24 protein-coding genes and 1 riboswitch are annotated in these 24707 nt (G+C 72.8%); of the genes, 14 read left to right on the top strand and 10 right to left on the bottom strand.

Going from position 1 to position 24707, the window contains the following annotated elements; genetic code table 11:
* Nucleotide 1 precedes the first annotated feature (1 nt).
* Together rfbA and BCL65_RS05570 are read right to left on the bottom strand one after the other, a co-directional pair.
* The gene (gene rfbA, locus BCL65_RS05575; RefSeq protein WP_106266026.1) at nucleotides 2-865 is read right to left on the bottom strand and encodes a glucose-1-phosphate thymidylyltransferase RfbA; all 864 of its coding nucleotides are present in this window, start codon (nucleotides 863-865) and stop codon (nucleotides 2-4) included.
* A 197-nt stretch (nucleotides 866-1062) separates the two neighbouring features.
* Nucleotides 1063-1758 (bottom strand): DUF3800 domain-containing protein, encoded by a 696-nt coding sequence (locus BCL65_RS05570; RefSeq protein ID WP_106266024.1) that lies wholly within the window; start codon nucleotides 1756-1758, stop codon nucleotides 1063-1065.
* 106 nt (nucleotides 1759-1864) lie between these two features.
* Between BCL65_RS05570 and BCL65_RS05565 the strand changes: the two genes are divergently transcribed.
* Nucleotides 1865-2494, top strand: coding sequence for a hypothetical protein (locus BCL65_RS05565; protein ID WP_125206487.1), 630 nt, complete (start codon nucleotides 1865-1867; stop codon nucleotides 2492-2494).
* A gap of 6 nt (nucleotides 2495-2500) precedes the next feature.
* Here BCL65_RS05565 and BCL65_RS05560 read toward each other — a convergent pair whose 3' ends face one another.
* Nucleotides 2501-2869, bottom strand: a complete 369-nt coding sequence (locus BCL65_RS05560; protein ID WP_106266021.1) for a hypothetical protein — start codon at nucleotides 2867-2869, stop codon at nucleotides 2501-2503.
* A gap of 114 nt (nucleotides 2870-2983) precedes the next feature.
* Here BCL65_RS05560 and BCL65_RS05555 point away from each other — a divergent pair, with 114 nt between their 5' ends.
* From BCL65_RS05555 to BCL65_RS05520, 8 genes are all read left to right on the top strand, one after another.
* Nucleotides 2984-4612: a DUF2142 domain-containing protein gene (locus BCL65_RS05555; protein WP_106266019.1), complete on the top strand. Its 1629-nt coding sequence runs from the start codon at nucleotides 2984-2986 to the stop codon at nucleotides 4610-4612.
* Nucleotides 4613-4686: 74 nt separating this feature from the next.
* A complete protein-coding gene (locus BCL65_RS05550) occupies nucleotides 4687-5361 on the top strand; it encodes a helix-turn-helix domain-containing protein (protein ID WP_106266017.1) in 675 nt (224 codons plus the stop codon).
* Nucleotides 5333-6139, top strand: a complete 807-nt coding sequence (locus tag BCL65_RS05545; protein ID WP_106266015.1) for a hypothetical protein — start codon at nucleotides 5333-5335, stop codon at nucleotides 6137-6139. Before BCL65_RS05550 ends, BCL65_RS05545 begins: the two co-directional genes overlap by 29 nt.
* A 66-nt stretch (nucleotides 6140-6205) precedes the next feature.
* On the top strand, nucleotides 6206-7162 hold the full coding sequence (locus BCL65_RS05540) for a glycosyltransferase family 2 protein (protein WP_106266014.1): 957 nt from the start codon (nucleotides 6206-6208) through the stop codon (nucleotides 7160-7162).
* A 98-nt stretch (nucleotides 7163-7260) separates the two neighbouring features.
* Nucleotides 7261-8781 (top strand): ATP-binding protein, encoded by a 1521-nt coding sequence (locus tag BCL65_RS05535; RefSeq protein ID WP_106266012.1) that lies wholly within the window; start codon nucleotides 7261-7263, stop codon nucleotides 8779-8781.
* Nucleotides 8778-9902: a glycosyltransferase gene (locus tag BCL65_RS05530; protein ID WP_106266010.1), complete on the top strand. Its 1125-nt coding sequence runs from the start codon at nucleotides 8778-8780 to the stop codon at nucleotides 9900-9902. The genes BCL65_RS05535 and BCL65_RS05530 overlap by 4 nt, the downstream gene beginning before the upstream one ends.
* Nucleotides 9899-11680 carry a methyltransferase domain-containing protein gene (locus BCL65_RS18280; RefSeq protein WP_243400822.1) on the top strand — a complete coding sequence of 594 codons (1782 nt, stop codon included), beginning with the start codon at nucleotides 9899-9901 and terminating at the stop codon, nucleotides 11678-11680. Before BCL65_RS05530 ends, BCL65_RS18280 begins: the two co-directional genes overlap by 4 nt.
* Complete coding sequence (locus tag BCL65_RS05520; RefSeq protein ID WP_106266009.1) at nucleotides 11677-12441, top strand: class I SAM-dependent methyltransferase; 765 nt, start codon at nucleotides 11677-11679, stop codon at nucleotides 12439-12441. The genes BCL65_RS18280 and BCL65_RS05520 overlap by 4 nt, the downstream gene beginning before the upstream one ends.
* 122 nt (nucleotides 12442-12563) lie before the next feature.
* Here BCL65_RS05520 and BCL65_RS05515 read toward each other — a convergent pair whose 3' ends face one another.
* Genes BCL65_RS05515 through BCL65_RS05505 form a run of 3 tightly spaced genes read right to left on the bottom strand, consistent with a single transcriptional unit; the run spans nucleotide 12564 to nucleotide 16680 of the window.
* Nucleotides 12564-13571 carry an LCP family protein gene (locus BCL65_RS05515; RefSeq protein WP_106266007.1) on the bottom strand — a complete coding sequence of 336 codons (1008 nt, stop codon included), beginning with the start codon at nucleotides 13569-13571 and terminating at the stop codon, nucleotides 12564-12566.
* Nucleotides 13568-15205: a glycosyltransferase gene (locus tag BCL65_RS05510; RefSeq protein ID WP_125206486.1), complete on the bottom strand. Its 1638-nt coding sequence runs from the start codon at nucleotides 15203-15205 to the stop codon at nucleotides 13568-13570. Before BCL65_RS05510 ends, BCL65_RS05515 begins: the two co-directional genes overlap by 4 nt.
* Nucleotides 15202-16680: a glycosyltransferase family 4 protein gene (locus tag BCL65_RS05505; RefSeq protein ID WP_165799950.1), complete on the bottom strand. Its 1479-nt coding sequence runs from the start codon at nucleotides 16678-16680 to the stop codon at nucleotides 15202-15204. The genes BCL65_RS05510 and BCL65_RS05505 overlap by 4 nt, the downstream gene beginning before the upstream one ends.
* A 153-nt stretch (nucleotides 16681-16833) precedes the next feature.
* Here BCL65_RS05505 and BCL65_RS05500 point away from each other — a divergent pair, with 153 nt between their 5' ends.
* Nucleotides 16834-17934 carry an LCP family protein gene (locus BCL65_RS05500; RefSeq protein ID WP_243400821.1) on the top strand — a complete coding sequence of 367 codons (1101 nt, stop codon included), beginning with the start codon at nucleotides 16834-16836 and terminating at the stop codon, nucleotides 17932-17934.
* A gap of 119 nt (nucleotides 17935-18053) precedes the next feature.
* Here the strand turns inward: BCL65_RS05500 and BCL65_RS05495 are convergent, their stop codons facing one another.
* Nucleotides 18054-18521 carry a hypothetical protein gene (locus BCL65_RS05495; protein ID WP_125206485.1) on the bottom strand — a complete coding sequence of 156 codons (468 nt, stop codon included), beginning with the start codon at nucleotides 18519-18521 and terminating at the stop codon, nucleotides 18054-18056.
* Between the two features lie 107 nt (nucleotides 18522-18628).
* Between BCL65_RS05495 and BCL65_RS05490 the strand changes: the two genes are divergently transcribed.
* Nucleotides 18629-19054: a MarR family winged helix-turn-helix transcriptional regulator gene (locus tag BCL65_RS05490; protein WP_106266000.1), complete on the top strand. Its 426-nt coding sequence runs from the start codon at nucleotides 18629-18631 to the stop codon at nucleotides 19052-19054.
* Nucleotides 19051-20346, top strand: a complete 1296-nt coding sequence (locus BCL65_RS05485; RefSeq protein WP_106265998.1) for an MFS transporter — start codon at nucleotides 19051-19053, stop codon at nucleotides 20344-20346. Before BCL65_RS05490 ends, BCL65_RS05485 begins: the two co-directional genes overlap by 4 nt.
* 66 nt (nucleotides 20347-20412) lie before the next feature.
* On the opposite strand, the gene BCL65_RS05480 is transcribed toward BCL65_RS05485, so the two are convergent.
* Both BCL65_RS05480 and serC read right to left on the bottom strand, forming a co-directional pair.
* Entirely contained in the window at nucleotides 20413-21189 is a 777-nt protein-coding gene (locus tag BCL65_RS05480; protein WP_106265996.1) for an MHYT domain-containing protein, read from the bottom strand.
* A 111-nt stretch (nucleotides 21190-21300) separates the two neighbouring features.
* A complete protein-coding gene (serC, locus tag BCL65_RS05475; protein WP_106265994.1) occupies nucleotides 21301-22428 on the bottom strand; it encodes a phosphoserine transaminase in 1128 nt (375 codons plus the stop codon).
* Between the two features lie 104 nt (nucleotides 22429-22532).
* Between serC and BCL65_RS05470 the strand changes: the two genes are divergently transcribed.
* A complete protein-coding gene (locus BCL65_RS05470) occupies nucleotides 22533-23231 on the top strand; it encodes a metal-dependent transcriptional regulator (protein ID WP_106266432.1) in 699 nt (232 codons plus the stop codon).
* A 163-nt stretch (nucleotides 23232-23394) separates the two neighbouring features.
* Nucleotides 23395-23548: riboswitch (cyclic di-AMP (ydaO/yuaA leader) on the top strand.
* A gap of 2 nt (nucleotides 23549-23550) precedes the next feature.
* Nucleotides 23551-24354: a C40 family peptidase gene (locus BCL65_RS05465; RefSeq protein WP_106265992.1), complete on the top strand. Its 804-nt coding sequence runs from the start codon at nucleotides 23551-23553 to the stop codon at nucleotides 24352-24354.
* 71 nt (nucleotides 24355-24425) lie between these two features.
* Here BCL65_RS05465 and BCL65_RS05460 read toward each other — a convergent pair.
* A partial coding sequence (locus BCL65_RS05460) for an IS30 family transposase (RefSeq protein ID WP_146137213.1) occupies nucleotides 24426-24707 on the bottom strand: 282 nt, incomplete at its 5' end.

Raw genomic sequence — 24707 nt, 5'->3', positions numbered from 1 at the left:
GTCAGTCGTCGAGCAGGCCGAGCAGGTAGCTGCCGTAGCCGGACTTCACGAGCTTCTCGGCGCGCACGCGGAGGTCGTCGTCGGACAGGAAGCCCCGCCGCCAGGCGACCTCCTCCGGCGAGCCGATCTTCAGGCCCTGCCGCTGCTCGATGGTCCGCACGAAGTCACCCGCCTCGAGGAGCGAGTCGAACGTGCCGGTGTCCAGCCACGCCGTCCCGCGGGGCAGCACCTCGACGTGCAGCTTGCCCTCGGCCAGGTAGGCACGGTTGACGTCGGTGATCTCGTACTCGCCGCGGGCCGAGGGCCGGATGTTCTTGGCGATCTCGACGACGTCGTTGTCGTAGAAGTAGAGGCCGGGCACCGCGTAGTTGGACTTCGGCACGAGAGGCTTCTCCTCGAGCGAGATGGCGTGCCCGGCGTCGTCGAACTCGACCACGCCGTACGCCGAGGGCTCCGCCACCCGGTAGGCGAAGATCGAACCGCCGTCCACGTCCGAGAAGCGTTGGAGCTGGTCACCCAGGCCCTGGCCGTAGAAGATGTTGTCGCCCAGCACGAGCGCGGCCGAGTCGTCCCCGATGAATTCCTCGCCCAGCACGAACGCCTGCGCCAGCCCGTTCGGCTCGACCTGGACCGCGTACTCGATCGAGATGCCGAACTGGGAGCCGTCACCGAGCAGGCGCCGGAACTGCTCCGCGTCGTGCGGCGTGGTGATTACCAGGATGTCGCGCAGGCCCGCCAGCATCAGCGTCGACAGCGGGTAGTAGATCATCGGCTTGTCGAAGACCGGCACGAGCTGCTTGCTCACACCGAGCGTGATCGGGTGCAACCGTGTGCCGGAACCGCCGGCCAGGATGATGCCGCGCATAGACGGGATGATGTCACGTCTCGTCGCCGACCAGCTCGGCGATCATCGCCGGGCAACGGGGTGCAACGTGATCCGAGTGTCGGTGTCGCTGGGGTAGTAGCGGTGGGCCCGTCGGTGTAACCTGAATGACGCAGGACGCCGAAAGGCCTCCCGCACCGCCTTAGACCCCGCCACGTGCGGGGTCTTCGTGCTTCTGGCTACGGCCGCCAGACCCACTGAACCCGGACTGCGGCTTCGATGTGCCCCCACATTCGGTCCAACGCGAAACGGGCCTTCGGGTTCGTCTCCCGGACAGTGCAGCGGCGCCGGTAGACGAAGGTTGCTAGATCGATCGCCTGGAGCAGGCGACTGTGGGCGGAAGGGCCGAAGTGGATCGTGTCGATCACATTCGGCAGAGTGCTGCTCTGATATCCGGGTGTTCCTGTTCGCCGGTAGTCCCGGAAATTCGTCCGATGACGGTCCTGAGCGTGGACCTCGTCGGCGACCACGACCGCGTACTCGTTGTCCGCCCGGCAGGCTTCGTTGATGCTCTCCAGCAGGTGCCCGAGAGTGATGTCGTGGGGCGGGAACGGATCTACGTAGCGTGCGATCTGAGCCTTGACGTCCATGCCTCGGAACAGGATCTTGGCTCCTGATCCGCCGATGATCCGGAGCGCGCGGTCGTACACGTTGATCTGTTGCCGCATCGCGAGCTTTGCCCAGTCGCCCTTCCCATGGAAGAGCTCGTACCCGTGAAGTTCTGCTTCGCTCGAGAGGCCGGACTGCGACGCGTACGTCGTGACCAGCTCGTCCAGGCCCTTCTCGATGGAGCAAGCGGCGTCAGTGTCGACGAGCAGCGCGCCCAAACAGAAGAACGCGTCCTTGACGTACGACTCGTCGACTTGCCACGCCAAAGCAGCCGTGCGCTACGGTGACGGCCACCACAACCGAAAACGGCCCCGCCAGGTGCTACCAACACCAGACGAGGCCTGACCACCTAGAGAGAGTGGAGCTCTCCAGATGGCTAGCGCCGACGATATCAGCGCGCCCCCGGCACCCCCGCCGCCGGTGCGACTCAACTCCCGTGCGCCCCTGTGGCGCCTCATCGACGCCCTCGCCGCCGCGGGCTGGGGCGACCTGCGCGACGCCCCGCAGAGCGTGCGCTCCTACCTCCTGGCGCTCGCCCGGATCGCCGACGCCCGCTCCGGCATCGCCGAGGTCACCGACGCCCAAGCGGCCGAGCGGGCCGGGCTGTCCGTCCGCACCATCATCCGGGCACGCACGTGGCTGCAGGACGCCGGCCTCGTCGTGATGGTCCGCCGCGGTGCACGGCAGGGGCTGCGCGGGGTCGCGTCGCTCCTCGCGGTCACCAAGCGCGCGTTGGTGGCCCTGCTGCCTGCCGCGCGACGCGCCAAGGACGCTCGCACCCGCCGTCGGGCATCCCGGCCGGGCGGCGCTCCCAACCTGACAGGACGGCGGCCCTTCCCCTCCTGGCGGAGGAAGACGGCGCCGCCCCCGCGGCGCACGCCGGGCCCCTCGCCCGTGCAGCGCCAACTCCTCGCCGACGCCGCGGCGGCGGCAGCGCACCCGCCGCGAGCCGCGACGATCGCCGCCGCCCGAGCGGCTGCCCGCACCGCGGTGCGGCGATGACGAGACTCAGCCCGCCAGCCGGTCCTTCGGCACGGACAGGCGGACCTCGTCGTCGACGACGTCGGCGATCTGGTCGGCCTCGACGTACCGGTCGCCGGTGAACACGCCCTTGGCGTCGACGCGGAGGAACCCGATCCGCAGCAGGCGCTCCTGTGTGTGCTCGTCGAGCTGGGTGCCCGCGCCGAAGGCGTCAGCCAGCAGGGACAGCGGGTCGTCTGCGCCGGAGTCCATGCCCTGGCCGCTCGAGGTGGTGGCGCCGGCGTCGCCCATGCGCACGGCCTCGACCTTGCCGACCGTCTCGCCCTCGACGTCCACGACGCGCATGCCCTCCGTCACGTGCCGGATCGGTCCCTCAGGTCCCGCGAAGTCCGTCATCTGAGCTCTCCTCCCTCGTGGTGCTGCTGTTCTTCCGACCGTGGCCCGGAGGCCGTCTCGTCGCATCCGGGGGCCCTGGCGGCTGCGCACGCCCGTCACTGGCACACTGTCCCTGTGACGCGTGACACGCCGCCGTGCGAGCGTGCCTACCGCCGCACCCTCGCCGTCCTGACGATCGCCGTGGCCCTGTGGGCCGTGGCCTGGGCCGTGCTGACCCCCGGGTTCCGCTCGCCGGACGAGCAGAACCACCTCAACAGCGTGGTCCGGATCGCCTACGGCGGCGGCTGGCCCGAGCCGGGGGCAGCGCACTTCGCGCCCGTCACGGACCAGGCCGTCGCCGAGGCCGCCTACCCCGCAGACCTGCCCGGCCGCTGGCGGTACCGGGAGCACGCGACGCAGTTCGTCGAGCTCACACCCGTGCCCGCGGACGAGCGCGTGCGCATCAGCACGGACAACGCCCTGCCCGCCCCGGGCACCAGCGCCACCGTGGACCAGATGACGCAGCACCCGCCCGCCTACTACGCCCTGGGCGCGGCGGTGCTGCACGCCACCGGCACGGCCGACGCCCGCTGGGACGTGGCGCTGCTGACCCTGCGGCTGCTCGACGTCGCCCTGTTCGCCGCCACCGTCCCGCTCGCCGCCGCCACCGCGCGCCGTCTCACCGGCTCCCGCGCGGCGGGCCTGGTCGCCGCGCCGTTCCCGATGCTGATCCCGCAGGTGGGGCACATCCTCGGCTCGGCGAACAACGACGCCCTCGTGGTGCTCACCGGCGCCGTGGTCACCTACCTCGCCGCCCGCGTGGTCACCGGGGACCTGCGCTGGCGCGTCGCCGCGGCCATCGGCCTCGCCCTGGGCATCGGCCTGCTCACCAAGGTGATGCTCGCGTTCGCCATCCCCACGGTGGCGCTCGCCTACCTGCTCGCCCCCGGCCCGCGCAGCCCACGAGCGGGGCCGACGACGGCGGCCCGGAGCGTGCGCGGGCTCGCCGCCCTGGCGCTCGCCTTCGTCGTCGGCGGCTGGTGGTGGGCGCGCAACTGGATCGTCTACGGGGCCGTGCAGCCGGTCGGGCTGCCGCGCGACTACTCGGGGATGACGCCGGTGCCCCGCGAGGACGTGCTCTCCGACGCGGTCGGCCGCACCGCCCAGGCGTTCTTCGGCAACCTGTCCTGGCTGGAGGTGCGGCTGCCCGGTGACCTGGTGGCGGCCGGCTCGGCGCTGCTGATCGGCGCCACGCTGATCGCCGTCGTCGTGCCCGGGGCGCGCCGCGGCTCGCTGGTGATCGCGCTGCTGCCCGTCGGGCTGGCCGGCGCGGTGATCGTCAACGCGGTCCGGAGCTGGTCGGAGACGGGAGTGCTCGTCGCCCTGCAGGGCCGGTACGTGTTCGGCGGGCTGACGGCGCTCGCGGCGCTGCTGGCCGTGGCCGTGTGGCAGGTGTGCCGCCGTCGGGAGCGGGCGGTGGCCGTGGCCGTTCCGGTCGTCACCGTGCTGGCCGTGCTGGCGGCGGTCTCGGGCCTGGTGTGGGCGTTCGTGGCCATGTACCGCGGGCCGGGGGAGCCGGTGGGTGCCGCGTGGGAGCGCTGGGCGGCGTGGAGCCCGCTGACCGGGCCGGTGATCGCGCTCGTGCTGGTCGTCGCGGGTGTCGGGATGGTGAGCGCGGTGGTGGCCGCGGCGCGGTGGCCGGCTGCGGCGGGCGCGGGTCGGGGCGACGTCGTGAAACCTCACGCATCACGGCCTGATGCCTGACTTTCCGCGACGTCGGCTGGGCTTCTCTTGCTCAACTATGGAAACTAGTCTTTCGATGGCGATAGGCTTGTGTCATGTCGGAGATCAGCGTGGCGCAGGCCGCGGACCTCATGGGTGTCAGTCCCGTGCGGGTGCGCCAGCTGGCCGCGTCGGGAGCGATCTCGGCGCGGAAGGTCGGCAACCAGTGGCTCGTGGAGCCTCGTTCGGTACGTCGGGTCCCGCCGGTGACTCGCCCCATGGCTCGACGGACCGCCTGGGGGCTGCTCGAGCTCTCGGCGGGCCGCTCGCCCGGATGGCTCGACGCTCATGACCGTCACCGCCTGCGCAAGCAGCTCTCGCGCCTGGCTGACGACCCGGAGTCCGCGCGGCTCGCCGCGTCATGGCTCTCCCGGCGAGCTGAACGTCTCGAGCTGCGCACCGCCGTGCAGCTGCCGCTCGACGACCGCCGTCTCGTGCCGTCAGGGGTCAGCGATCCGCGCGCCAAGATCTCGGCACCGGGCTTCTTCGAGGGATATGTGCACGCTGACGAGCTCGACGAGGTGATGGCCGATCACGAGCTCGTCGAGGCAGGCTCGCGACCGGGCAACGTCGTCCTTCACGAGGCCCCGCTGATGCCTGAACCGCCCCTGCCGTTGCTCGCCACCGTCGCCGACCTCGTCGAGCACGGTCCAGGTCGGGAGTACGCCGTGGCGCAACAGCTCATGGAGGAGGTGCTCTCCCGTGATCGTGCTGCCCCGGTCCAGCGCTGAGCTCGAACGCGCATGGGGACTGCTCTTCGACCTCCAGATGGCCATGCCGGACGACTGGACGATCGTCGGCGGTCAGATGGTGCTGCTGCACTGTGCCGAACGAGGGGCTTTCCCGACGCGAGCGACCGACGACCTGGACGCCGTGCTGGACGTCCGCGCCAACGGCCAGGTCCTGCGCGACTTCACCGCACAGCTGTACCAGCGGGGCTTCCGGCCCACCGGCACCTCGCCGCAAGGGCACCAGCACCGGTGGAAGGCGGGTGATGCGACCATCGACGTGATGATCCCGCGGCATGTCGGCGCCCGCGCTGCGAGCCGCACCGGGATCACCAACGCGACGACGCTCGAGACCCCGGCCGCCCAACAGGCGCTCGACCGCAGCGAGGCCGTCGAGATGCGTGCGGGCGACCACCAGGGGGTCGTCAACCGGCCGAGCATGCTCGGCGCCCTGGTCGCCAAGGCGGCGGCCAGCACCGTGGCACTGGACGTGGGCCGGGACCGCCACCTGATCGACTTCGCGACTCTTGCTGTCATCGCTCGCGCCGCGGACGGGGTGCGGAACGCGACGAAGCGCGACCTTGACTACCTGGGGCATGCGCTAGGTGCGCTCCGCGGCCGGCCCGACATCGTGGCGTCCGTTCCCGGCGCCGACGACGGCGTCGAGCGGGTGCGCCGCGCGTTCCAACTGGCGCGGGAACGTGTGACGGGTAGCCAGGGGTCGACGGCGTCGCAGAACAGGCCCGGCTGGGTCCCGCCCGGTGCGGCCTCCCGTGGCTAGACTCGCGCAGGTCAGCGCCTCCGCGCCGACCGCCAGCGCCGCCGTCGTTCCCACCGAAGGGCCTCGATGAAGCTCGTCGTCCAGATCCCGTGCCTCGACGAGGCCACGACCCTGCCGCTCGTGCTGGCCACCATCCCGCGCGAGGTGCCCGGGTTCGACCAGGTCGAGGTCCTGGTGATCGACGACGGCTCCACGGACGGCACCGCGGAGGTCGCCCGGAACCTCGGCGTCGAGCACGTGATCCGCCACAACCGCACCATGGGGCTGGCGCGCTCGTTCCGGGACGGCGTCGACCACGCGCTCGCCCACGGCGCCGACGTGGTGGTCAACACCGACGGCGACAACCAGTACCCGTCCGAGCGCATCGCCGACCTCGTCGCGCCGATCGTCACCGGTGACGCCGACGTGGTGGTCGGGGACCGCCAGACCGCCACCATCGAGCACTTCTCCCCGTTCAAGAAGCGCATGCAGCGCGTCGGCAGCCGCGTGGTCAGCGCCGCCGCCAGAGCCCGGCTGCCCGACGCCGCGAGCGGGTTCCGCGCCTACTCGCGCCACGCGCTGCTGCGGCTCAACGTGGTCACCCAGTTCAGCTACACGATGGAGACCATCATCCAGGCGGGCAACAAGGGCCTGCGCATCGTCTCCGTGCCGGTGACCACCAACCCCAAGACGCGCGAGTCGCGGCTGTTCCGCAACATCTGGCAGCACATGGGGCGCTCGGCGCGCGCCATCGTGCGCAGCTGGATCATGTTCCGCCCGCACCTGGTGTTCCTTACCCTCGCGGGGCTGTTCTTCCTGGCGTCCGCGATCCCCGCCGTGCGGTTCCTCGTGTTCTTCGCCCAGGGTGAGGGCGAGGGGCACGTGCAGTCGCTGGTGTTCGCCGGCGCGATGCTCGTCGGCACGCTGCTCTGCCTGGCCCTGCTGGTCCTCGCCGACCTGCTGCGCACCAACCGCACGCTGCTCGAGGACTCGCTCGAGCGGCTCAAGACGTTGCAGTACGGGCGGGGCGATGACGGCCGCTGAGACAGCATCATCGTTGGCGCCACAACGACGAAGTTAACGACTATGCTAATGAAGATGTTGATGACGATGTTGACGATGATGCGGGTCAGGTCGGTGTCGTGACCGGCGATGAGCTCGAGGGCATCGTCGCGCGACTTCGCGCCGTCGGTGACGACACCGCCGACGTCGAGGCGAAGGCTGCGCGCACCGCACTGCCGAAGAGCGTTCGGGAGACGGTGTCGGCCTTCCAGAACGCCCACGGTGGGGTGCTCGTCCTGGGCCTGGACGAGAAGGGCGGTTTCGAGGCGACCGGGGTCGACGAACCAGCAAAGATCCGCGCCGATCTCGCCTCGCTGTGTGCGCAGGAGATGGAACCCCCGGTCCGCCCCCTCGTCGCGACCCACACGTTCGAGGGCCAGCAGCTCGTCGTCGCCGAGATCCCGGAGCTGGACGCCGCACAGCGCCCGTCGTACTACAAGGGCGCGGGGATGAATCGAGGGAGCTTCGTCCGGGTGAGCGACGGTGATCAGCACCTGACGAGCTACGAGGTCCAGCTGATGCTGGCCGCGCGCGGCCAACCGGTCGACGATGAGCAGCCGGTCGTGTCGGCCGATCTCGACGACCTGGATCCCGAGCTCGTCGGGGCGTACGTCGCAAGGATCCGCCGGGACCGACCGCGCATCTTCGGTGACACGAGCGACGAGACCGTCCTGCGACGAACGGGTGTGGTCGGCCCGACGGAGACCGGGCTCCGTCCCACGCTCGCTGGACTGCTCGCGCTGGGGACCTACCCGCAGCAGCACTTCCCCCAGCTCTCCCTCACGTTCGTCCGGTACCCCTCGGTGGACGGCCCGGGTGCCGACGGCATCCGGTTCCTGGACAACGCCCATGTCGAAGGGCCTGTCCCGCTGATGGTGCGCGACGCTCTGGCGGCGATCCGTTCCAACATGGCGCGGCGGGCAGTCGTCACCGGGGCCGGCCGGACCGATGTGTGGGAGTACCCGGAGATCGCGCTTCGCGAGGCGATCACGAACGCGCTTGCCCACCGTGACCTCTCACCCGCCAGCCGGGGGACCCAGGTGCAGGTCGAGATGTACCCCGACCGGATCGTCGTCAGAAATCCCGGTGGTCTGTTCGGCCCGGTCCGGCTCGACCGTCTTGGCGGGGACGATCTCGTGTCCTCAGCACGGAACGCGCGACTGATGAAGATCCTCGAAGACGTGGAGATGCCTGGCCTCGGCACGGTGTGCGAGAACCGAGGGTCCGGCATCCGTGACATGCGCACCGCCCTGCGGAACGCCGGGATGCGCCCTCCGGAGCTGATCGACCGGATCTCCACCTTCACCGTGACGCTCGGCAGCCTCGTCGATCAACCAGCAAGACACTCGCTGCCCTCACATGCTCCGCGCCAGCGCGCCGACAGAAGTGCCGAGATCCTGCGTGCCATCGGTGCCGAACAGCTGTCTCGAGCCCAGATCACGGAGCGCACAGGGCTGTCGTCGGGGATCGTGACCCGCTGGCTTCGCCGACTCCGGGAGGCGGGGGACGTCGAGGCCGTGGGAGGAGGTCCTCGCAGTCCGAACATCACCTACCGCCGGGTGCGTGCCGGCCAGTCGTCTGACGGGGGGCGGAGCGAGTGATCGTCGCGTTCGGCACCTACGACGCCGCCCGCCACCCGCGCGCCGGGATCCTCGTCGCCGGGCTGCGCGCCCACAGGCACACCGTGGCTGAGCTCAACCACCCCCTGGGGTTCAGCACCGCCGAACGGGTCCGCATGCTCCGCCAGCCGTGGCGCCTGCCGCTCCTGCTCCTGCGGCTGCTCGCCTGCTGGGCGCTGCTCGTGCGCGACGACGTCGCCCACCGCCGCGCCCACGGCGCCCCCGACGCGCTGCTGGTCGGCTACCTCGGCCACTTCGACGTGGTCCTTGCCCGCCTGCTGCACCCGCGCACCACCGTGGTGCTCGACCATCTCGTCTTCGCGGCCGACACCGCCACGGACCGCGGCGCCGCCGGCCTGCGCGTGACCCTGCTGCGGGGCCTGGACCGGCTCGCGCTGGCCTGCGCCGACGTCGTCGTCCTCGACACCGACGAGCACCGCGCCATGCTGCCCGACCCGAGCCGCGGCGTCGTCGTCCCCGTCGGCGCCCCGGACGCCTGGTTCCGCGCGCACCCCGTACCCGACGGCGGCACCCCGGCCGGGCAGGGCCCCTTACGCGTCGTGTTCTACGGCCTCTTCACGCCGCTGCAGGGCGCCACGGTGATGGCCGAGGCGCTCGCCGACGCCCTGCCCCGGGCCGCCGCGACCGGCCGGCCGATCGAGGCCACCCTGGTGGGGCACGGCCAGGACTACGCCGCCGCACGCGCCGTGCTCGACGGCGTCGCGGGGGTCCGCTGGCTCGACTGGGTGGAGCCCGAGGCGCTGCCCGCCCTCGTGGCCGGCCACGACGTCTGCCTCGGCATCTTCTCCGACACCCCCAAAGGCCTGCGCGTGGTGCCCAACAAGGTCTTCCAGGGACTCGCCGCCGGCTGCGTCGTCGTCACCTCCGACACCGCACCGCAACGCCGGCAGCTCGGTGAGCACCTCGAGCTCGTGCCGCCCGCCGACCCGGCCGCGCTCGCCGACCGCCTCCTGGCGCTCACCGACCGCGACCGGCTCGCCGCCGCCCGGGCCCGAGCGGCCGCCGCGCGCGACGCCGTCCGGCCGGGCGCCGTCGTCGGCCCCCTGGACGCGGCGCTCACCGCCCGCGGGGTGCGGCCGTGAGCACCGCCCGGCTGCTCGCGGTGCTGCGCTCACGCTGGGTGCGGTGGGGGTTCCTCGTGCTGGCGCTCGGCCTGGCGGTCTACGCCGTGGTCGCCGTGCGCGCCGACCTGGTGGACGCCGCCCGCGCGCTGTCCGCGGCACGCCTGGGCGCGGCGCTCGTGCTCTCCGTGCTCTTCGTGGGCGCCACGCTGCTGTCCTGGCGGGCCGTGCTCGCCGACCTCGGCTCGCGGCTCGACGCGCGCTCCGCCGTCTCCGTGTTCGGCATCAGCCAGCTCGGCAAGTACGTGCCCGGCGGGGTGTGGAACATCGTCGCCGCCGCCGAGGTCGGTGCCGACCACGGGGTGCCGCGCCGCCGCACGATGACCGCCACCGCCGTCGCGACCGGCGTCGGGGTGGTCTCCGGGGCGGTGGTCGGCGTCGTCGCGCTGCCCTTCCTCGCCGCCGACGCCCTCGGGCCGTGGGCCTGGACCCTCTGGCTGCTGCCCGCCGTCGTCGTCCTGCTGCTGCCGCCCGTGCTCAACCGGCTGCTCGGCGTCGCCCTGCGGCTCGCCCGCCGGGCACCCCTCGACCGCCCGCTCTCGTGGACCGGCCTCGGTGCCGCCGCCGCGTGGGCGGTGCTCGGCTGGGTGCTCGCCGGTGTGCAGGTGTGGCTGCTCGCCACCGGGCTCGGCATGGCGACGGGCGTGCGGACTCTCGCCCTCGCCGTCGGCGGCTACGCGCTGGCCTGGGTGGTCGGGTTCCTGCTCGTGGTGGTCCCCGCCGGCGCCGGCGCGCGCGAGCTCGTCCTGCTCGCGGTCATGGCCGGCACCGTCCCCCACGCCGAGCTGCTCCTCGTCGTCCTCGTCAGCCGCGTCCTGGTGACCCTGGCCGACCTCGCGTTCGCCGGTGTCGGTGTCCTCGTGCGGCGCGCGCCCTTCCCGCCGCTCGCCCCGCGCGGACGGCTGCGCTGGGACGTCGTGCGCCGGGCGCTGCCGCGGCGGCGGGCGACCGTGCTCGAGGTCGGCTGCGGCCGGGGCGCCGTCGGTGCCCGCATCGCCGAGCGGCACGACTACACCGCCGTCGAGCTCGACGAGACCACCTGGGCCCTGGCGGTCGAGTGCCTGCGCGAGGCCGCCCCCCGGGCCCGCGTGCTGCACGGGGACACCACCGTGCTCGACGCGGACGAGCGGTTCGACGTCGTGTGCGCGTTCGAGGTGATCGAGCACGTCGACGACGACGCCGCGGCGCTCGCCGCGTGGGTCGCCCGGGTGCGGCCCGGCGGCACGCTGCTGCTGTCCACGCCGGCCTGGCCGGACCGGTTCGGACCCTGGGACGTCCTCGCCGGGCACTACCGCCGCTACGAGCCGGAGCGGCTGCACGAGCTCCTGGTCGACGCCGGGCTCACCGATGTCGAGGTGCGCCTCTACGACGCCCCGATCGGCTACCTGCTGGAGGCCGTGCGCAACCGGATGGCGCGCCGTCGGGCGGGGGAGCGCGCCACTGTGGACCTGGCCGGGCAGACTGCGGGCAGCGGCCGGGTCCTGCAGCCCACCTCGTGGGCCGTGGGTGCTCTGGTCGCGGCGGTGGTCTGGCCGTTCTGCCTGCTGCAGCGGGCCTTTCCCCGCCACGGGACGGGCATCGTGGCCCACGGGCGCCGGCCCCCCGGGCCGCCGCAGCCCGGGGCACTGCCCCCCGGGGCGCCGAGTGTCGAGGTTCAGCCCGGAATGGCTCGTCAAAACGGGCAGAACCTTGATGCTCGGCACCCGCACCCGCACCACGGACACTCGGAGGACGCGTGACCACCGCCCCACCCCTGACCCTGTTCGGCTCCCTGCGCTGGGACGTCGTCCGGCGTGAGTTCCCGCCCGCGCCCCGCCGCGTCCTCGAGGTCGGCTGCGGGCAGGGCGCCGTGGGCGTCCGGCTCGCCGCCGCCGGGCACGACTACACCGGCGTCGAGCTCGACGGCGCCAGCGCGGACGTCGCCGCCGCACGGCTGACCGACGCCGGCCTGCCAGGCCGGGTCGTGCACGGATCGGTCGACGAGCTGGACCGCTCCGCGGCCGGGCCGGGCCCCACCGACCGCGGGTACGACGTCGTGTGCGCGTTCGAGGTGCTCGAACACCTCGAGGACGACGCCGGCGCGCTCGCCTCCTGGGTCGAGCTGCTGCGCCCGGGCGGCCTGGTGCTCGTCTCGACCCCCGCCTGGCGGGCGCGCTACGGCCCCATGGACGCCGCCGTCGGCCACCACCGGCGCTACGAGCCCGCCCAGATGCGCGCGCTGCTCGCCGGGGCCGGGCTCGCCGACGTCGGTGGGCGGCTCTACGGCGCGCCGCTCGGCTACGCACTCGAGGCGGTACGCAACCAGGTGGCCCGCCGTCGGCTGGACGACCGGACGACGACGGCTGAGCGCACCGCGCGCTCCGGGCGGCTGTTCCAGCCGTCGTCGGCGCTCCAGGGCGTGGCGACCGCGGCGGCGACGTGGCCGTTCCGCGTGGTCCAGCGGGCGCTGCCGCAGCGCGGACCGGCGCTCGTCGCGTGGGGTACCCGCCCCGCCGCCTGACCCCGCCCGCCACACCCGGGCGTTGTGGGTGCTCGAGGGCACAGGCATAAACGCCCATATCGGGCATTTTGAGTGCCAACGTGCACCCACAACGCTTCGTGTGGGACGACGGGCGGGCGCGCTCAGGGCGCGTAGTCGGTGCCGTACTCCTCGACGTACTCGTCCATCGTGTCCGTGCGCAGCGCCTCGCCGAGGTCCGCCGTCTGCGCCTCGTCCACCAGGTTCACCGACGCCCCGCCCACGGTGCCGAACCCGGTGATCGGCGACATGAGGCTCACCACGTCGTCCCGCTCGAGCTCGGAGGCCATCGGCGCCAGGTCCACGAAGTCCTCCACGGCCAGGTCGCCGGTGACCTTGACGTTGTTGAACAGCAGGGCGATCAGCTCGGCGACGAACGCCGGGTCGTCGCTGCGCTCCGCGATGCGGTCCATCATCCCGATCACCGCGGCGCGCTGGCGCTCGGTGCGGTCCAGGTCGCCCAGGGGCAGCCGTTTGCGCTCGCGCACGTAGATGAGCCCGTCGGTGTTCTCCAGCGTGACGCGGCCCTCGGGGAAGTCCACGACCCGCCCGGTGGAGTTCACCGTCACCGTCGAGTGGTGCTTGTTGTCCACCTCGAACCCCTCGAGGGCCCGCGTGAGGTTGATGAACCCGTTGAAGTTCGTCTGCATCGTGTAGTCGATCTCGAGGCCGCCCACCAGCTCCGAGACCGTGTCGACCAGCGTCTGGGTCCCCCCGCGTGAGAACGCCGAGTTGATCTTCCCCTCGCCGATCCCCGGGATCGGCACGTGCATGTCCCGCGTGAACGAGACCAGGTAGAGCTGCTCCCGGTCCGCCGGCACGTGCGCGAGCATGATGATGTCCGCGTTGCCGCCCATCGAGGAGGCGTCGCGCGAGTCCGTGCCGATGAGCAGCATGTTGCGGGTGCCCTCGCCGAGCGGGTCCTCCACCTCCGGCGACGCCGACGGGGACGGCGCGGCCGACTTCTCCGCCGGTTCCACCGCCTCCGTCGTGGTCTGCGTCGACGCGGCCTCGGGAGCGGGCTCGGCGCTCGGCGAGCAGGCGCCCAGCGCCAGCGCGGCCGCGGCCACGAGCGCAGCGACGCGCGCCCCGCGGGGTCGGGTCCGGGTCATCGTCGGTCCTTCCGGTTCTCGTCGGTCAGGGGCGTGCCGGTCGCCGCCGCGTAGGCGTCGTCGTAACGTGCCACGAGCCGCGACCAGGTCCGCTCGGCCGCCACGTCCCGGCCGGCCGCGACGAGGGCCTCCTGCCGGGCGGCGTCGCCCAGCAGGCCGCCGACGGCGTCGACCCAGGCCACCTGGTCGTCCGCCGGCACGAGCAGCGCCGCCGGGGCGCCGCCGTCGAGCGGGGAGCACACCTCGCGCAGCGCGGGCAGGTCGCTCGCCACCACCGGCCGGCCCGTGGCCATCGCCTCGACCGGCTTCAGGGGCGTCACCAGCCCGGTGACCCGGTCCGGGCGGCGGGGCACCAGCACGACGTCGAGCGCCGCGAGGTAGGTGCGGGCCACGTCGCGGGGGACCCGGCCGGGCAGGTGCACGTGCTCGGCGATCCCCAGCTCGGCGGCGAGCCGCAGCAGCCCGGGCCGGGCGACGCCGTCGCCGACCACCAGCGCCGAGACGTCCGTGCCGCCGTCGCGCAGGGTGGCGACCGTGCGCAGGATCGTGTCGAGACCCTCGTACCCGACCAGCGAGCTGACGGTGCCGACCACCTGGGGCGCCGTGCGCAGGCCCAGCGCGGCGCGGGCCTCGGCGGGTGTCGGGGCCGTGGCGTCGAGCAGCGCGGAGTCGACGGCGTTCGGCACCACGGTGATGCGGCCGGCGGGCACGCCGCGCCCGACGAGCTCGTCGCGCATCGTCGCGCTGAGCGTCACCACGTGGTCGGCCGCCAGGGCGAGCTCCGTCTCCTTGGCGCGCACCAGCGCGTACCGCTCCGAGCGCGTCGCGGCCTCGCGCGCCGCGGCGGTGGCGTGCGAGGCCGCCCACGTCTCCTCGGGCAGGCCCCGCACCTCGTAGACCCAGGGCAGCCCGGCGCGCTCGGCGGCGGCCCGGGCGGCCGCACCCGTGGTCCACGGGGTCGTGGCGTGCACGACGTCGGGACGGTGCCGCTCCAGCTCGGCCGCCAGCAGCGCGGTGCCGTCCTCGGCCCGCCGGGCGTGGTCCGCCGGCAGCGAGCGGGGGACCAGCCGCGCGTACCCCACGCCGTCGACGACGTCGGTGCGGCGCGCCCCGAGCGCGCCGATCGTCAGGGGATAGCCCACCCGGGTGGTCGCCGTGACGCGGTGGCCCGCCGCCCGCTGCGCGGTGAGGATCGCGTGCGAGCGCAGCGTGTACCCGCTCTGGGTGTGCGGCAGGGAGTTGGTCAGGTGGTGGTGCACCGCGACGGGCGCGCTCGGCGCGGCGCGGCGCGCGGAGCGGTCCGGGCTCGTGGGCCGGTCCGTGCCCGTGGGCTCCAGCGTGGCGACCTGCCCCAGCAGGGCCGCCCGCACGCGGCGGCCCGTGCGCCCCCGGGGCGCGGCATCGCGCACCGTCGTCACGTCGCCGGCCGCCCAGGCCGCCCGCAGGCGCCCCGCCGCACCGCCGGTGCCGTCCCCGACCAGGCGCTCCACCCCGGGGACGACGACGGCACTCACCCGAGCGGGCAGCCGACGCGACGCCTGCAGCACCAGCCACGCGGGGTCGGTGGCCAGGGCGTGGACCACGTAGGAGGCGGTGAACCGGACGTTGTGCGCGAGCTCGGACACCCGCGTCACGCGACCGACTCCCCGGACGGGCGCACGGCGCCGATCGAGGGCGCGGCCCGCTCGGGCGGCTCGGGCACCGCCTTGATCTCGCACGTGGGACAACCCGTGCCGTCCGCCGCGGCGGCCAGGTGCCCGGCGCTCGCGGCGTGCTGCTCGGGCTCCATCAGGTGGTCGACGAGCTGGACGTACCGCCGGCCCAGCTCGTCGTCGTCCGCGTTCGCCGCGACCCACGCCGCCGCAGCGGGCGACACCTCGGGGAGGGCGCCGTCGCGCACCCAGCCGCTCCAGACGTCCGCGAGCATCGCGGCGTCGCCCGGCAGCACCACCGTGCCGGCGCCGGTCGAGGCGACGATCTCCGCGGCCTCGCCCGCGACGCAGGCCGTGACGAGGCGGCCGGAGGCCATCACCTCGTACAGCTTGGACGGGACGGTCCACTCCAGCGGCTGCCAGTCACGCAGCGACACCAGCACGGTGTCCGCCCACCGGTACAGGGCGTGGACCTCCTCGGCAGGTACCGGTCCTCCGAACGTGACCGGTGCGCCGAGTTCCGCGGCCAGCCGCTGCAGGGACTCCACCTCCGCGCCCGGTCCCACGATCCGCACGTCGACCGCGCGGCCGCGGCGACGCATCTCGGCCGCGGCCCGCACCACGGTCCCGAGGTCCTGCGCGCGGCCCACCGTCCCGGCGTACGCCACGCGGAGCGGGCGGTCCCGCAGGAGGTGGGGGCCGCCGTCGGGCGCGGGGCCTGTCGGGTCCGCGGGGCTCGTGGGGACCGCCAGGCCGGAGGACGCCAGGTCTGCCGCGTCCGGTGTGTAGGAGGTGCCGTTGCGCACCACCGCGACGTCGTCGACGCCGCGGCCCTGGAGCACCTCGGCGAACGTCTCCGTGGTGGTCACCACCGAGTCGGCGCGCGCCTGCAGCCGGCTGACGGCGCGGTGCACGAACGTGCGGGCGAGGCCCAGGACCCGGGCCTTCGTCGTCCGGCCCGCGCGGAAGAGTCCGGCCGGCTCGATGAGGTCGGGCCAGGCGTCGCGCATCTCGACGACGAACTTGGCCCGCGTCGCCCGTGCCAGCACCCACGCGGCGAACATGGACGGGATGCCGGGCACGGTGCCCACCACGACGTCGGGCCGCAGGCTCGGATGACGGAAGATGCGCAGACCCAGGCAGATCGAGCTCCACGCCACGACCGCCTGGTCGAGCGACCGGGACCGCAGCCGCGAGGAGTGCTCGCGGAACGTGGTCCGCACGATCCGCTCGCCGTGGCGGCCGCGGCTCAGGCGCCCGGGCTGGTACTCCGCACGGTCCTCGAAGAGCCGTCCTGCCGGATAGTGCGGGGGCGGGGCGAGCACCGAGACGTCCACGCCGGCGTCGATCAGCCGGGGCGTCAGGGCGTCCCACCGGCGCTGGGGGGCACCGCGCTCGGGGTAGTAGTGGTGGGTGACCAGCAGCAACCGTCGTCGCGCGGCCGACGTCGTGCGCATGTCCCGTGCCCCCCGAGTGGATCGTGGGCGCGCCGTCCGGCAAGCCGCCGGCGGGCGCGCTCCCATAGATGTTAGGGGCAATCGGCACCAGTTCGGCACATCTCCTTCGCATCGGAACGAGAATCAGCAGGTCCGAGCACCTAGGATTCCCCCGTGACTCCTCCCTCTTCGTCCGGCCCGCTCGTGCCCGGGATGCCCGACGAGCCCCCGCCGCGCCGTCACGCCCGCGGCACCCGCCGCCTGAGCAACACCGCTCGCGCGCTCGTCGTCGTGGTGACGCTGGTGGCGGTCCTGGCCGGTGCGGCCTTCGGGGGGATCTGGTGGTTCCAGCAGCGGCTGGACGCGAACGTCGAGAAGCTGGGCGACCCCTTCGCCGAGCTCACGGACCGCCCCGAGCCGGCGCCGTCGGAGGAGGGCACCGAGCTCACCGACATCAACTTCCTCGTGCTCGGGTCGGACTCGCGCGGGTCGGCCGACGGCCTCGCCAGCCTGACCGAGTCCGGTCAGCGGCCCGACGCCATCATGCTCGTCCACCTGCCGGCCGACCGGTCGTCCGCCGTGGTGGTCTCGATCCCGCGTGACTCGTGGGTGGAGATCCCCGGGCACGGCCACGCCAAGATCAACGCCGCCTACGCCTACGGCGGGCCGAGCCTCATGATCGACACGGTCGAGAAGCTCACCGACGTGCGCATCCACCACTTCGTGGTGACCGGGTTCGAGCAGTTCGTCGGGCTGACGGACGCCCTGGAGGGCGTGCAGATCACCGTGCCGGAGGACATCGGCGACGGTGACGACGTGTTCTTCGAGGCCGGCAAGCACATGATGAGCGGCGAGGAGGCGCTGTCGTACACCCGCCAGCGCTACGGGCTGTCCAACGGCGACTTCGGGCGGGTGCAGCGCCAGCAGAACTGGATGCGCGCCATCCTGGGCAAGATCAACAACAACCGCCGCGACCCGGTGATGATGACCCGGTTCTTCGACGAGGTGAGCCACTCCGTCGCCACCGACGACGCCCTGTCGATCACGCGGATGCGGGAGATCTTCGACGAGGCGCGGGAGATCTCCACGAACGACGTGGTGTTCATGACCGCGCCGTACGAGGGCACCGGCCGCTCCGCCGACGGGCAGTCGATCGTGGTGCTGGACGAGGAGCCCTTCGGCAAGCTGACGAAGGCGATCTCGAAGGGCGAGGCGCAGGAGTTCCTGGCGAAGCACGGCGAGGAGCTGGAGCTCCTCCCCGCGACGGTGAAGTAGCGCCGGTCGCCGCGGCCGTGCGAAACGTTGTGGGCGCGATTTCTGGTCCGTTCTGTCCGCTATGGCGGAGTTTCGGACCCAGAAATCGCGCCCACAACGCGTGAGCGGGGTGGTGCGGGTCAGGCGGCCGTGTCGAGGGCGACCTGGCCGTCGGTGAAGGTCATGCCCGTGACGACCGTGCCGGGGTGGCGGGCGGCCAGCAGCCGCTGGACGTCCAGCGCGATGCGGGCGTCGGGACGGATCTCCACGGAGCCGGCCGGGAGCCCCTTGGACTCCAGGACGGACTCGATCCGGTTCTTCGCCAGACCGAGCATCTTGTGGGCGGGCAGCCCGCCGGCCGACGCATCGACGCTGAGGACGGCGACGCCGCCGTCGAACTGCTCGACGCGGAGCTTGGAGCGGACGGCCGGGACGAGCTTCGTCGCCAGCTTGAGCGGACCGGGAAGGCCCTTGACGGAGCGGGCGTCGGCGACGACTTCGAGGACGTCCCCCTGGCCGCCGACGTCGGTGACGAAGCGGGGCAGCGTCGAGCCGCCGAGGAGTCCGAGGGTGTTCAGGGTGTCTGCGAGTGTGAGTTCGGTGCGCACGGCGCACACAGTAGTAGGCCCCGGCCGAGGTCAGACACCTCTTCCGGCCTCTGGCCGTGGTGGATCTCACAGAAGATGTCGCCAGGTAATGACCTAAGGTAAGAACAGTGAACGACGATCCCGCCCGGCTCAGCAGCGACCTGCGCGTCGCTCTCACCCGCGCTGCCCGCCGCCTGCGCACGCAGCGTGGGGAGGCCGACCTGCCCGAGGGGCAGTTCGGCGTTCTCGCCGTCCTCGACCGGCACGGCGAGATGAGCCCCGGCGCCCTGGCCGAGCACGAGCGCGTCCGGCCGCCCGCCATGACCCGGGCCGTGACGGCGCTCGCCGAGCTCGGCCTCGTCGCCAAGATCGACCACCCCACCGACAAGCGCCAGGTCGTGGTCCGCCTGACCGACGCCGGACGCCACGAGATCGCCGAGACCCGCCGTCGCCGGGACGCCTGGCTCACCTGCCGGCTGGAAGAGCTCGATGCCGACGAGCGCGCCACTCTCGCCGCCGCCACCGAGATCCTCGTGCGGGTGGCGGCCGGATGAGCGCGACCTTCTCCTCCCTGCGCTACCCCAACTACCGCCTTTGGTTCGGCGCCGCCCTGGTCGCCAACGTCGGCACCTGGATGCAGCGCGTCGCCCAGGACTGGTTGGTCCTCACCGACCTCACCGACGACTCCGGCGTCGCGCTCGGCATCACCACCGCCCTGCAGTTCCTGCCGATGCTGCTGCTCGGGCCGTGGGCGGGCCTGCTCGCCGACCGGTTGCCCCGCCGTCGGCTCCTGATGGTCACCCAGGGTGCGATGGGCGTGCTCGCGCTCGGCCTCGGCGTGCTCGTCCTGTCCGGGCACGCCCAGCTCTGGCAGGTGTACGCGTTCGCGCTCGGGCTCGGCGTCGTCACCGCGTTCGACAACCCCGTGCGGCAGACCTTCGTCGCCGAGCTGGTGCCGCCCGAGCGTCTCGCGAACGCCGTCGGGCTGAACTCCGCCTCCTTCAACGCGGCGCGGCTCGTGGGGCCGGGCGTGGCCGGGCTGCTGATCGCTGCCGTCGGGTCCGGCTGGGTGTTCGTCATCAACGGGCTCACCTTCGCCGCCACGATCGCCGCCGTCGCGCTCATGCGACCGGAGGCGACCTGGGCCCGCGAGCCCGCCCCGCGCGGCAAGGGCCAGATCCGCGAGGGTCTGCGCTACGTGCGCGGGCGCAGCGACATCGTGGTGATCATGGTGGTGATGGCCGTCGTGTCCACGTTCGGCCTCAACTTCCAGCTCACCTCGGCCATGATGGCGCGTGTCGAGTTCGAGCGCGGCGCCGGTGAGTTCGGGCTGCTCGGCTCCGTGCTGGCGATCGGGTCGCTGACGGGTGCGCTGCTCGCGGCCCGGCGCGACCGCCCGCGCGTGCGGCTCGTCATCGGTGCGGCGTTCGCGTTCGCCGTCGCGACGGCGGTGATGGCCCTCATGCCGACGTTCCCGTCGTTCGTGGTGGCCTGCATCCCCGTCGGGCTCGCGTCGCTGACCATGATGACGGCGGCCAACTCCACCATCCAGACCTCGACGGACCCGGCGATGCGCGGGCGCGTCATGTCGCTCTACATGATGGTGTTCCTCGGCGCGACGCCGATCGGGTCGCCGATCGTCGGATGGGTCGGCGAGGTGTTCGGGCCCCGCTGGTCGATCCTCATCGGGTCGATCGCCACGCTCGTCGTCGCGCTCGGCGCCACGGTGTGGGCCGTGCGCAACTGGCGGCTCAGGGTGCGCTACCGGCTGCTGCGCCGACCGCACCTCGAGGTCGTGTACCTCGATGCGCCCGCCGCGGACCAGGAGCACGCCCGCGCCGCCTGAGCCGGCGTCGGCCCCCGGCGCCGGGGCGCCGGGGTGCCGGCGGGCGTGGTGCCGGGTGGTCGCCGGTCAGGCCTGGGGGAGCGGCAGGCGCTCGGCAAGCTCCTGGCGCTCGCGCATCTCGTCCTCCGTGGGCCACATGAGGACCACGAAGATCAGCGCGACCGTCGTGAGGAACACGCCCGCGATGAGCGGCCCGAGCAGCTCCATCGCCGAGGTGCCCCCGGGCGCCTCGCCCATCGGGCCCGTCATGTGCATGGCGGCCATGCCCGTGTAGTGCATGCCGGCCACCGCCGCGGCCATCACCAGCGCGGCCGCGGTCGACAGGAGCCAGCCCTTGACGTGGACGCACAGCCACAGCGCAGCCGTGCCGGCGACGACGGCGATCACGAGCGAGACCCCGACCAGCAGGGTGTCGTAGTGGGTCTCGCCGCTCATCACCATCGCCGCCATGCCCATGTAGTGCATGCTCGCGACGCCGAGGCCGACGATCAGGCCGCCGCCGAGCAGGAAGACGAGCCGGTCGCCGAGGAACCCGACGACGAACAGGCCGACCGCCACGACCAGCATCGCCAGCAGGGCGGACACGATGGTCAACGGCACGTCGTACCTGATCGGCATGCCGTCCACGGTGAACCCGAGCATGGCGATGAAGTGCATGACCCACACGCCGGTGCCACCGATCGACACGGCCCCGATGGCGAGCCAGATGCTCTTCGCGACGGCGCCCGTGGCGGCGCGCGCCCGGGATGTGGCCGACAGCCCCGTCAGGCAGCCGATGAAGGAGGCGATGTAGCCCGCCAACGGCGTGAGCATCCCGTACGTGAAGTGGTCCATCTCCGGCATGGCAGCCCCTTTGCTCTGACAGGCGTCGGTTTTGTGACGTTTGTCCGGGGAGGCTAGCAGGGAGCGGGTGAAATCGTAGCAGCGAGCGGGTGAAAAATCGGCGGTCCTGCGTCAGTCGAGGGTGTTGACCAGGTAATCTACGCACGCCGTGAGAGCGGCCACGTCCGCGGGCTCGACCGCGGGGAACATCCCGACCCGGATCTGGTTGCGTCCGAGCTTGCGGTAGGGGAACACGTCGAGCACCCCGTTCTCCCGCAGGTGGCCGACGACGGCGCTCGCGTCGATCGCGGGGTCCAGGTCGATCGTCCCCACCACGGTGGACCGTTCCGCCGGGTCCGCGACGAACGGCGTCGCCCACTCGCGCGACTCCGCCCAGCCGTAGAGGGTCGCCGCCGACCCCGCGCAGCGCCCGCTCGACCACTCCAGCCCGCCCTGCCCGAGGATCCACTCCACCTGGTCGGCGAGCATCACCAGCGTGCCGATCGCCGGGGTGTTCAGCGTCTGGTCCTGCCGCGAGTTCTCCAGCGCCGTCGTCAACGACAGGAACTCCGGCACCCACCGGTCGCCCCCGGACGACTCCACCTCCGCGGCGCGCTCGAGCGCGGCCGGGCTGCACAGCGCGAGCCACAGGCCGCCGTCGGCCCCGAAGACCTTCTGCGGGCCGAAGTAGTACACGTCCGTCTCGCGGACGTCGACGGGCAGGGCGCCCGCGCCCGACGTCGCGTCCGTCAGGAGGAGCTGGTCGCGGCCGGCAGGCCGGCGCACCGGCGCCATCGCCCCCGTGGACGTCTCGTTGTGCGGCGTGGCATAGACGTCCACGGCGTCCGACGGCGACAGGTACGCGACGCTCCCGGGTGCGGCCTCGACGACCTCCGGGTCCGCCAGGAACGGTGCACGACGTGTCGCCGCGGCGAACTTCGCCCCGAACTCGCCGAACGTCGCGTGCTGGGCCCGCTCGCGGACGAGGGACGCCGTCGCGACCTCCCAGAACGCCGTCGAACCACCGTTGCCGAGCACCACCTCGTAACCGTCGGGGAGGTCGAAGAGGTCGGCGAGCCCCGTGCGCACGCGCCGGACCACGTCCTTGACCCCCGCCTGGCGGTGCGAGGTGCCCAGCAGCGGCCGGGTCGGGTCCCCGGCCGTCCCGAGGGCCATGACCTGCGCGGTGCGGACCTTCGAGGGGCCGGAGCCGAACCGGCCGTCCGACGGCAGCAGCGACGAGGGGATCTGCAGGGTCATGGGGGCTCCGTGGATCGCGTGGTGTGTCCGGCCGCACGGGGGCGGAGGTCGGATCGGTGACGTGTGCGAATAGACTAGGCCCGGGCCTCAAGACGGGAGTGGACGTGACCGACCTGATCGACACCACCGAGATGTACCTGAAGACGATCTACGAGCTGGGCGAGGAGGGCATCACGCCGCTCCGCGCGCGGATCGCGGAGCGCCTCGGGCACTCGGGACCGACGGTCTCGCAGACCATCGCGCGGATGGAGCGCGACGGGCTCGTGGTCGTCACGGGCGACCGTCACCTCGAGCTCACCGACGACGGCCGGTCGAAGGCGACGCGGGTCATGCGCAAGCACCGGCTGGCCGAGCGGCTGCTCACCGACGTCATCAAGCTGGACTGGGAGCACGTCCACAACGAGGCGTGCCGCTGGGAGCACGTGATGAGCGACCTCGTCGAGAGGCGCCTCGTCACGCTCCTCGACCACCCGCACCACGACCCCTACGGCAACCCGATCCCCGGGCTGTCGGAGCTGGGCGAGCAGTACGAGGACGTGCCGTTCCTCGAGGGTGTGCAGTCCCTGCCGGCGTTCCTGCGCGGTGGCTCCGAGGAGGTGGCGATCGTGCTGCAGCGCATCGCCGAGCCCGTCCAGGTCGACGACGAGTTCCTCGCCCGGCTGGCCAAGGTCGGGATCGTCCCCGGTGCGCGGATCGAGGCGCGGTCGCTGGGCGACTACTACGCCGTGCAGGCGTCGGGTGCCGACGAGGGGCTCGAGCTGCCCGAGGACCTGGCCAAGCACCTGTTCGTCGCGGCGCGCTGAGCGCCTTCGCGGGCGCTCTGCGGGGCGCTCCCGGGCGGCGCGCGCGATGCCGTGATCGGAACGTGACATCCCTCGCCGGTTCGGGTACGGTCGGACACGCTCGCGGGAGAATCCTCCGGTGAGTACCGGGACGGACGCCTAACCCTGCCGCCGCCTCGGTTTCCACGGATGACCGCCGGCAGGAGCGGGGGACCCACTTTCGGGCACCGACACGGTGTCCTTGGGGTGAAGTCGCCCAGGACGAGAGTCCTGGGGGGCCGGGTGATTTCTCCCACCCGAACCCGACAGCTGACCTCGTAGGCGACAGGAGAGGTTGAACGTGACTGCTCGCACCACGCGTGCCAAGCACCGTGCCGCACGCCGTCCCATGCTGGCCGCGCCGTCCGCGGCTGCCGGCCGCCGGGCCGCCGTCGTGGCCACCGCTGGTGGTCTGCTCGTGTCGACCATCGGTGGCGCCACCGCTGCCCAGGCTGCCCCGGTCGACCACGACGCGGCCAACAAGCTCAGCACCGTCGACCTCGGCGCGCTGACCGACCAGGCGCGCACGGCGCTCGAGGCGGCCCCCGTGGTCACCGTCGACGCCGACGCCAAGATCACCGTCGAGAAGGTCACGGCCAAGATCGCCGAGGCGGCCGAGATCAAGGCGGCCCCCGAGCCCGAGCCGGAGCCCGTCCGCGAGGTCGCGCCGTCCCGTTCGGCCGAGCGCACCGCCGTCGACACCAGCACCAGCAGCGAGACGTCGTCCTCCTCGTCCTCGTCCTCGTCCACGTCGGCCGCCCCGGCCTCGGCCAACGGCTCGACGATCATCTCGATCGCCTCCCGCTACGTGGGCGTCCCGTACGTCTCCGGTGGGACCTCGCCGTCCGGCTTCGACTGCTCGGGCTTCACGCAGTACGTGTTCGCGCAGGCCGGCGTCTCGCTGCCGCGCAGCTCGTCGGACCAGCGCTACTCGGGCACCGTCGTCTCGCGGTCCGCCGCGCAGCCGGGCGACCTCATCTGGTCCCCGGGCCACATCGCCATCTACGCCGGCGGCAACACGCAGATCGACGCCCCGCGTCCGGGCAAGACGATCCAGTTCCGCAGCATCTGGCAGTCGAACCCCACGTTCATCCGCGTGGGCTGACGCCACCTCGTACCGACCGAGGCCCCGTCGCGCAGTGGCGGTTTCTAGGGGTCCTCGCAACACCTGATGGTCTATGTGGCCGTCAGTAGATCACGCAGACGCTCGGCTGGGGTATCCCAGTCGAGCGTCTTGCGTGGTCGGCCGTTGAGCTCGTGGGCGACGTGCTCAAGGTCTTCGGGCCCGTAGGCCTTGAGGTCGATGCCCTTGGGGAAGTACTGGCGCAACAGGCCGTTGGTGTTCTCGTTCGACCCGCGCTGCCAGGGTGAGTGGGGGTCGCAGAAGTAGACCGGCACGTTCGTGGCGATCGTGAACTGCTTGTGCGTGGCCATCTCGCAGCCCTGGTCCCAGGTGAG

It is taken from the genome of Isoptericola halotolerans, assembly GCF_003003075.1.
Classification (GTDB): domain Bacteria; phylum Actinomycetota; class Actinomycetes; order Actinomycetales; family Cellulomonadaceae; genus Isoptericola; species Isoptericola halotolerans_A.
This window is presented reverse-complemented; position numbering and strand designations above follow the sequence as displayed.

Excerpts from the sequence above, each read along its gene's own strand:
- rfbA (WP_106266026.1), bottom strand. The coding sequence starts at position 865 with ATGCGCGGCATCATCCTGGCCGGCGGTTCCGGCACACGGTTGCACCCG.
- BCL65_RS05565 (WP_125206487.1), top strand. The coding sequence starts at position 1,865 with ATGGCTAGCGCCGACGATATCAGCGCGCCCCCGGCACCCCCGCCGCCG.
- BCL65_RS05560 (WP_106266021.1), bottom strand. The coding sequence starts at position 2,869 with ATGACGGACTTCGCGGGACCTGAGGGACCGATCCGGCACGTGACGGAG.
- BCL65_RS05550 (WP_106266017.1), top strand. The coding sequence starts at position 4,687 with ATGTCGGAGATCAGCGTGGCGCAGGCCGCGGACCTCATGGGTGTCAGT.
- BCL65_RS05540 (WP_106266014.1), top strand. The coding sequence starts at position 6,206 with ATGAAGCTCGTCGTCCAGATCCCGTGCCTCGACGAGGCCACGACCCTG.
- BCL65_RS05515 (WP_106266007.1), bottom strand. The coding sequence starts at position 13,571 with ATGACCCGGACCCGACCCCGCGGGGCGCGCGTCGCTGCGCTCGTGGCC.
- BCL65_RS05505 (WP_165799950.1), bottom strand. The coding sequence starts at position 16,680 with ATGCGCACGACGTCGGCCGCGCGACGACGGTTGCTGCTGGTCACCCAC.
- BCL65_RS05485 (WP_106265998.1), top strand. The coding sequence starts at position 19,051 with ATGAGCGCGACCTTCTCCTCCCTGCGCTACCCCAACTACCGCCTTTGG.
- BCL65_RS05480 (WP_106265996.1), bottom strand. The coding sequence starts at position 21,189 with ATGCCGGAGATGGACCACTTCACGTACGGGATGCTCACGCCGTTGGCG.
- serC (WP_106265994.1), bottom strand. The coding sequence starts at position 22,428 with ATGACCCTGCAGATCCCCTCGTCGCTGCTGCCGTCGGACGGCCGGTTC.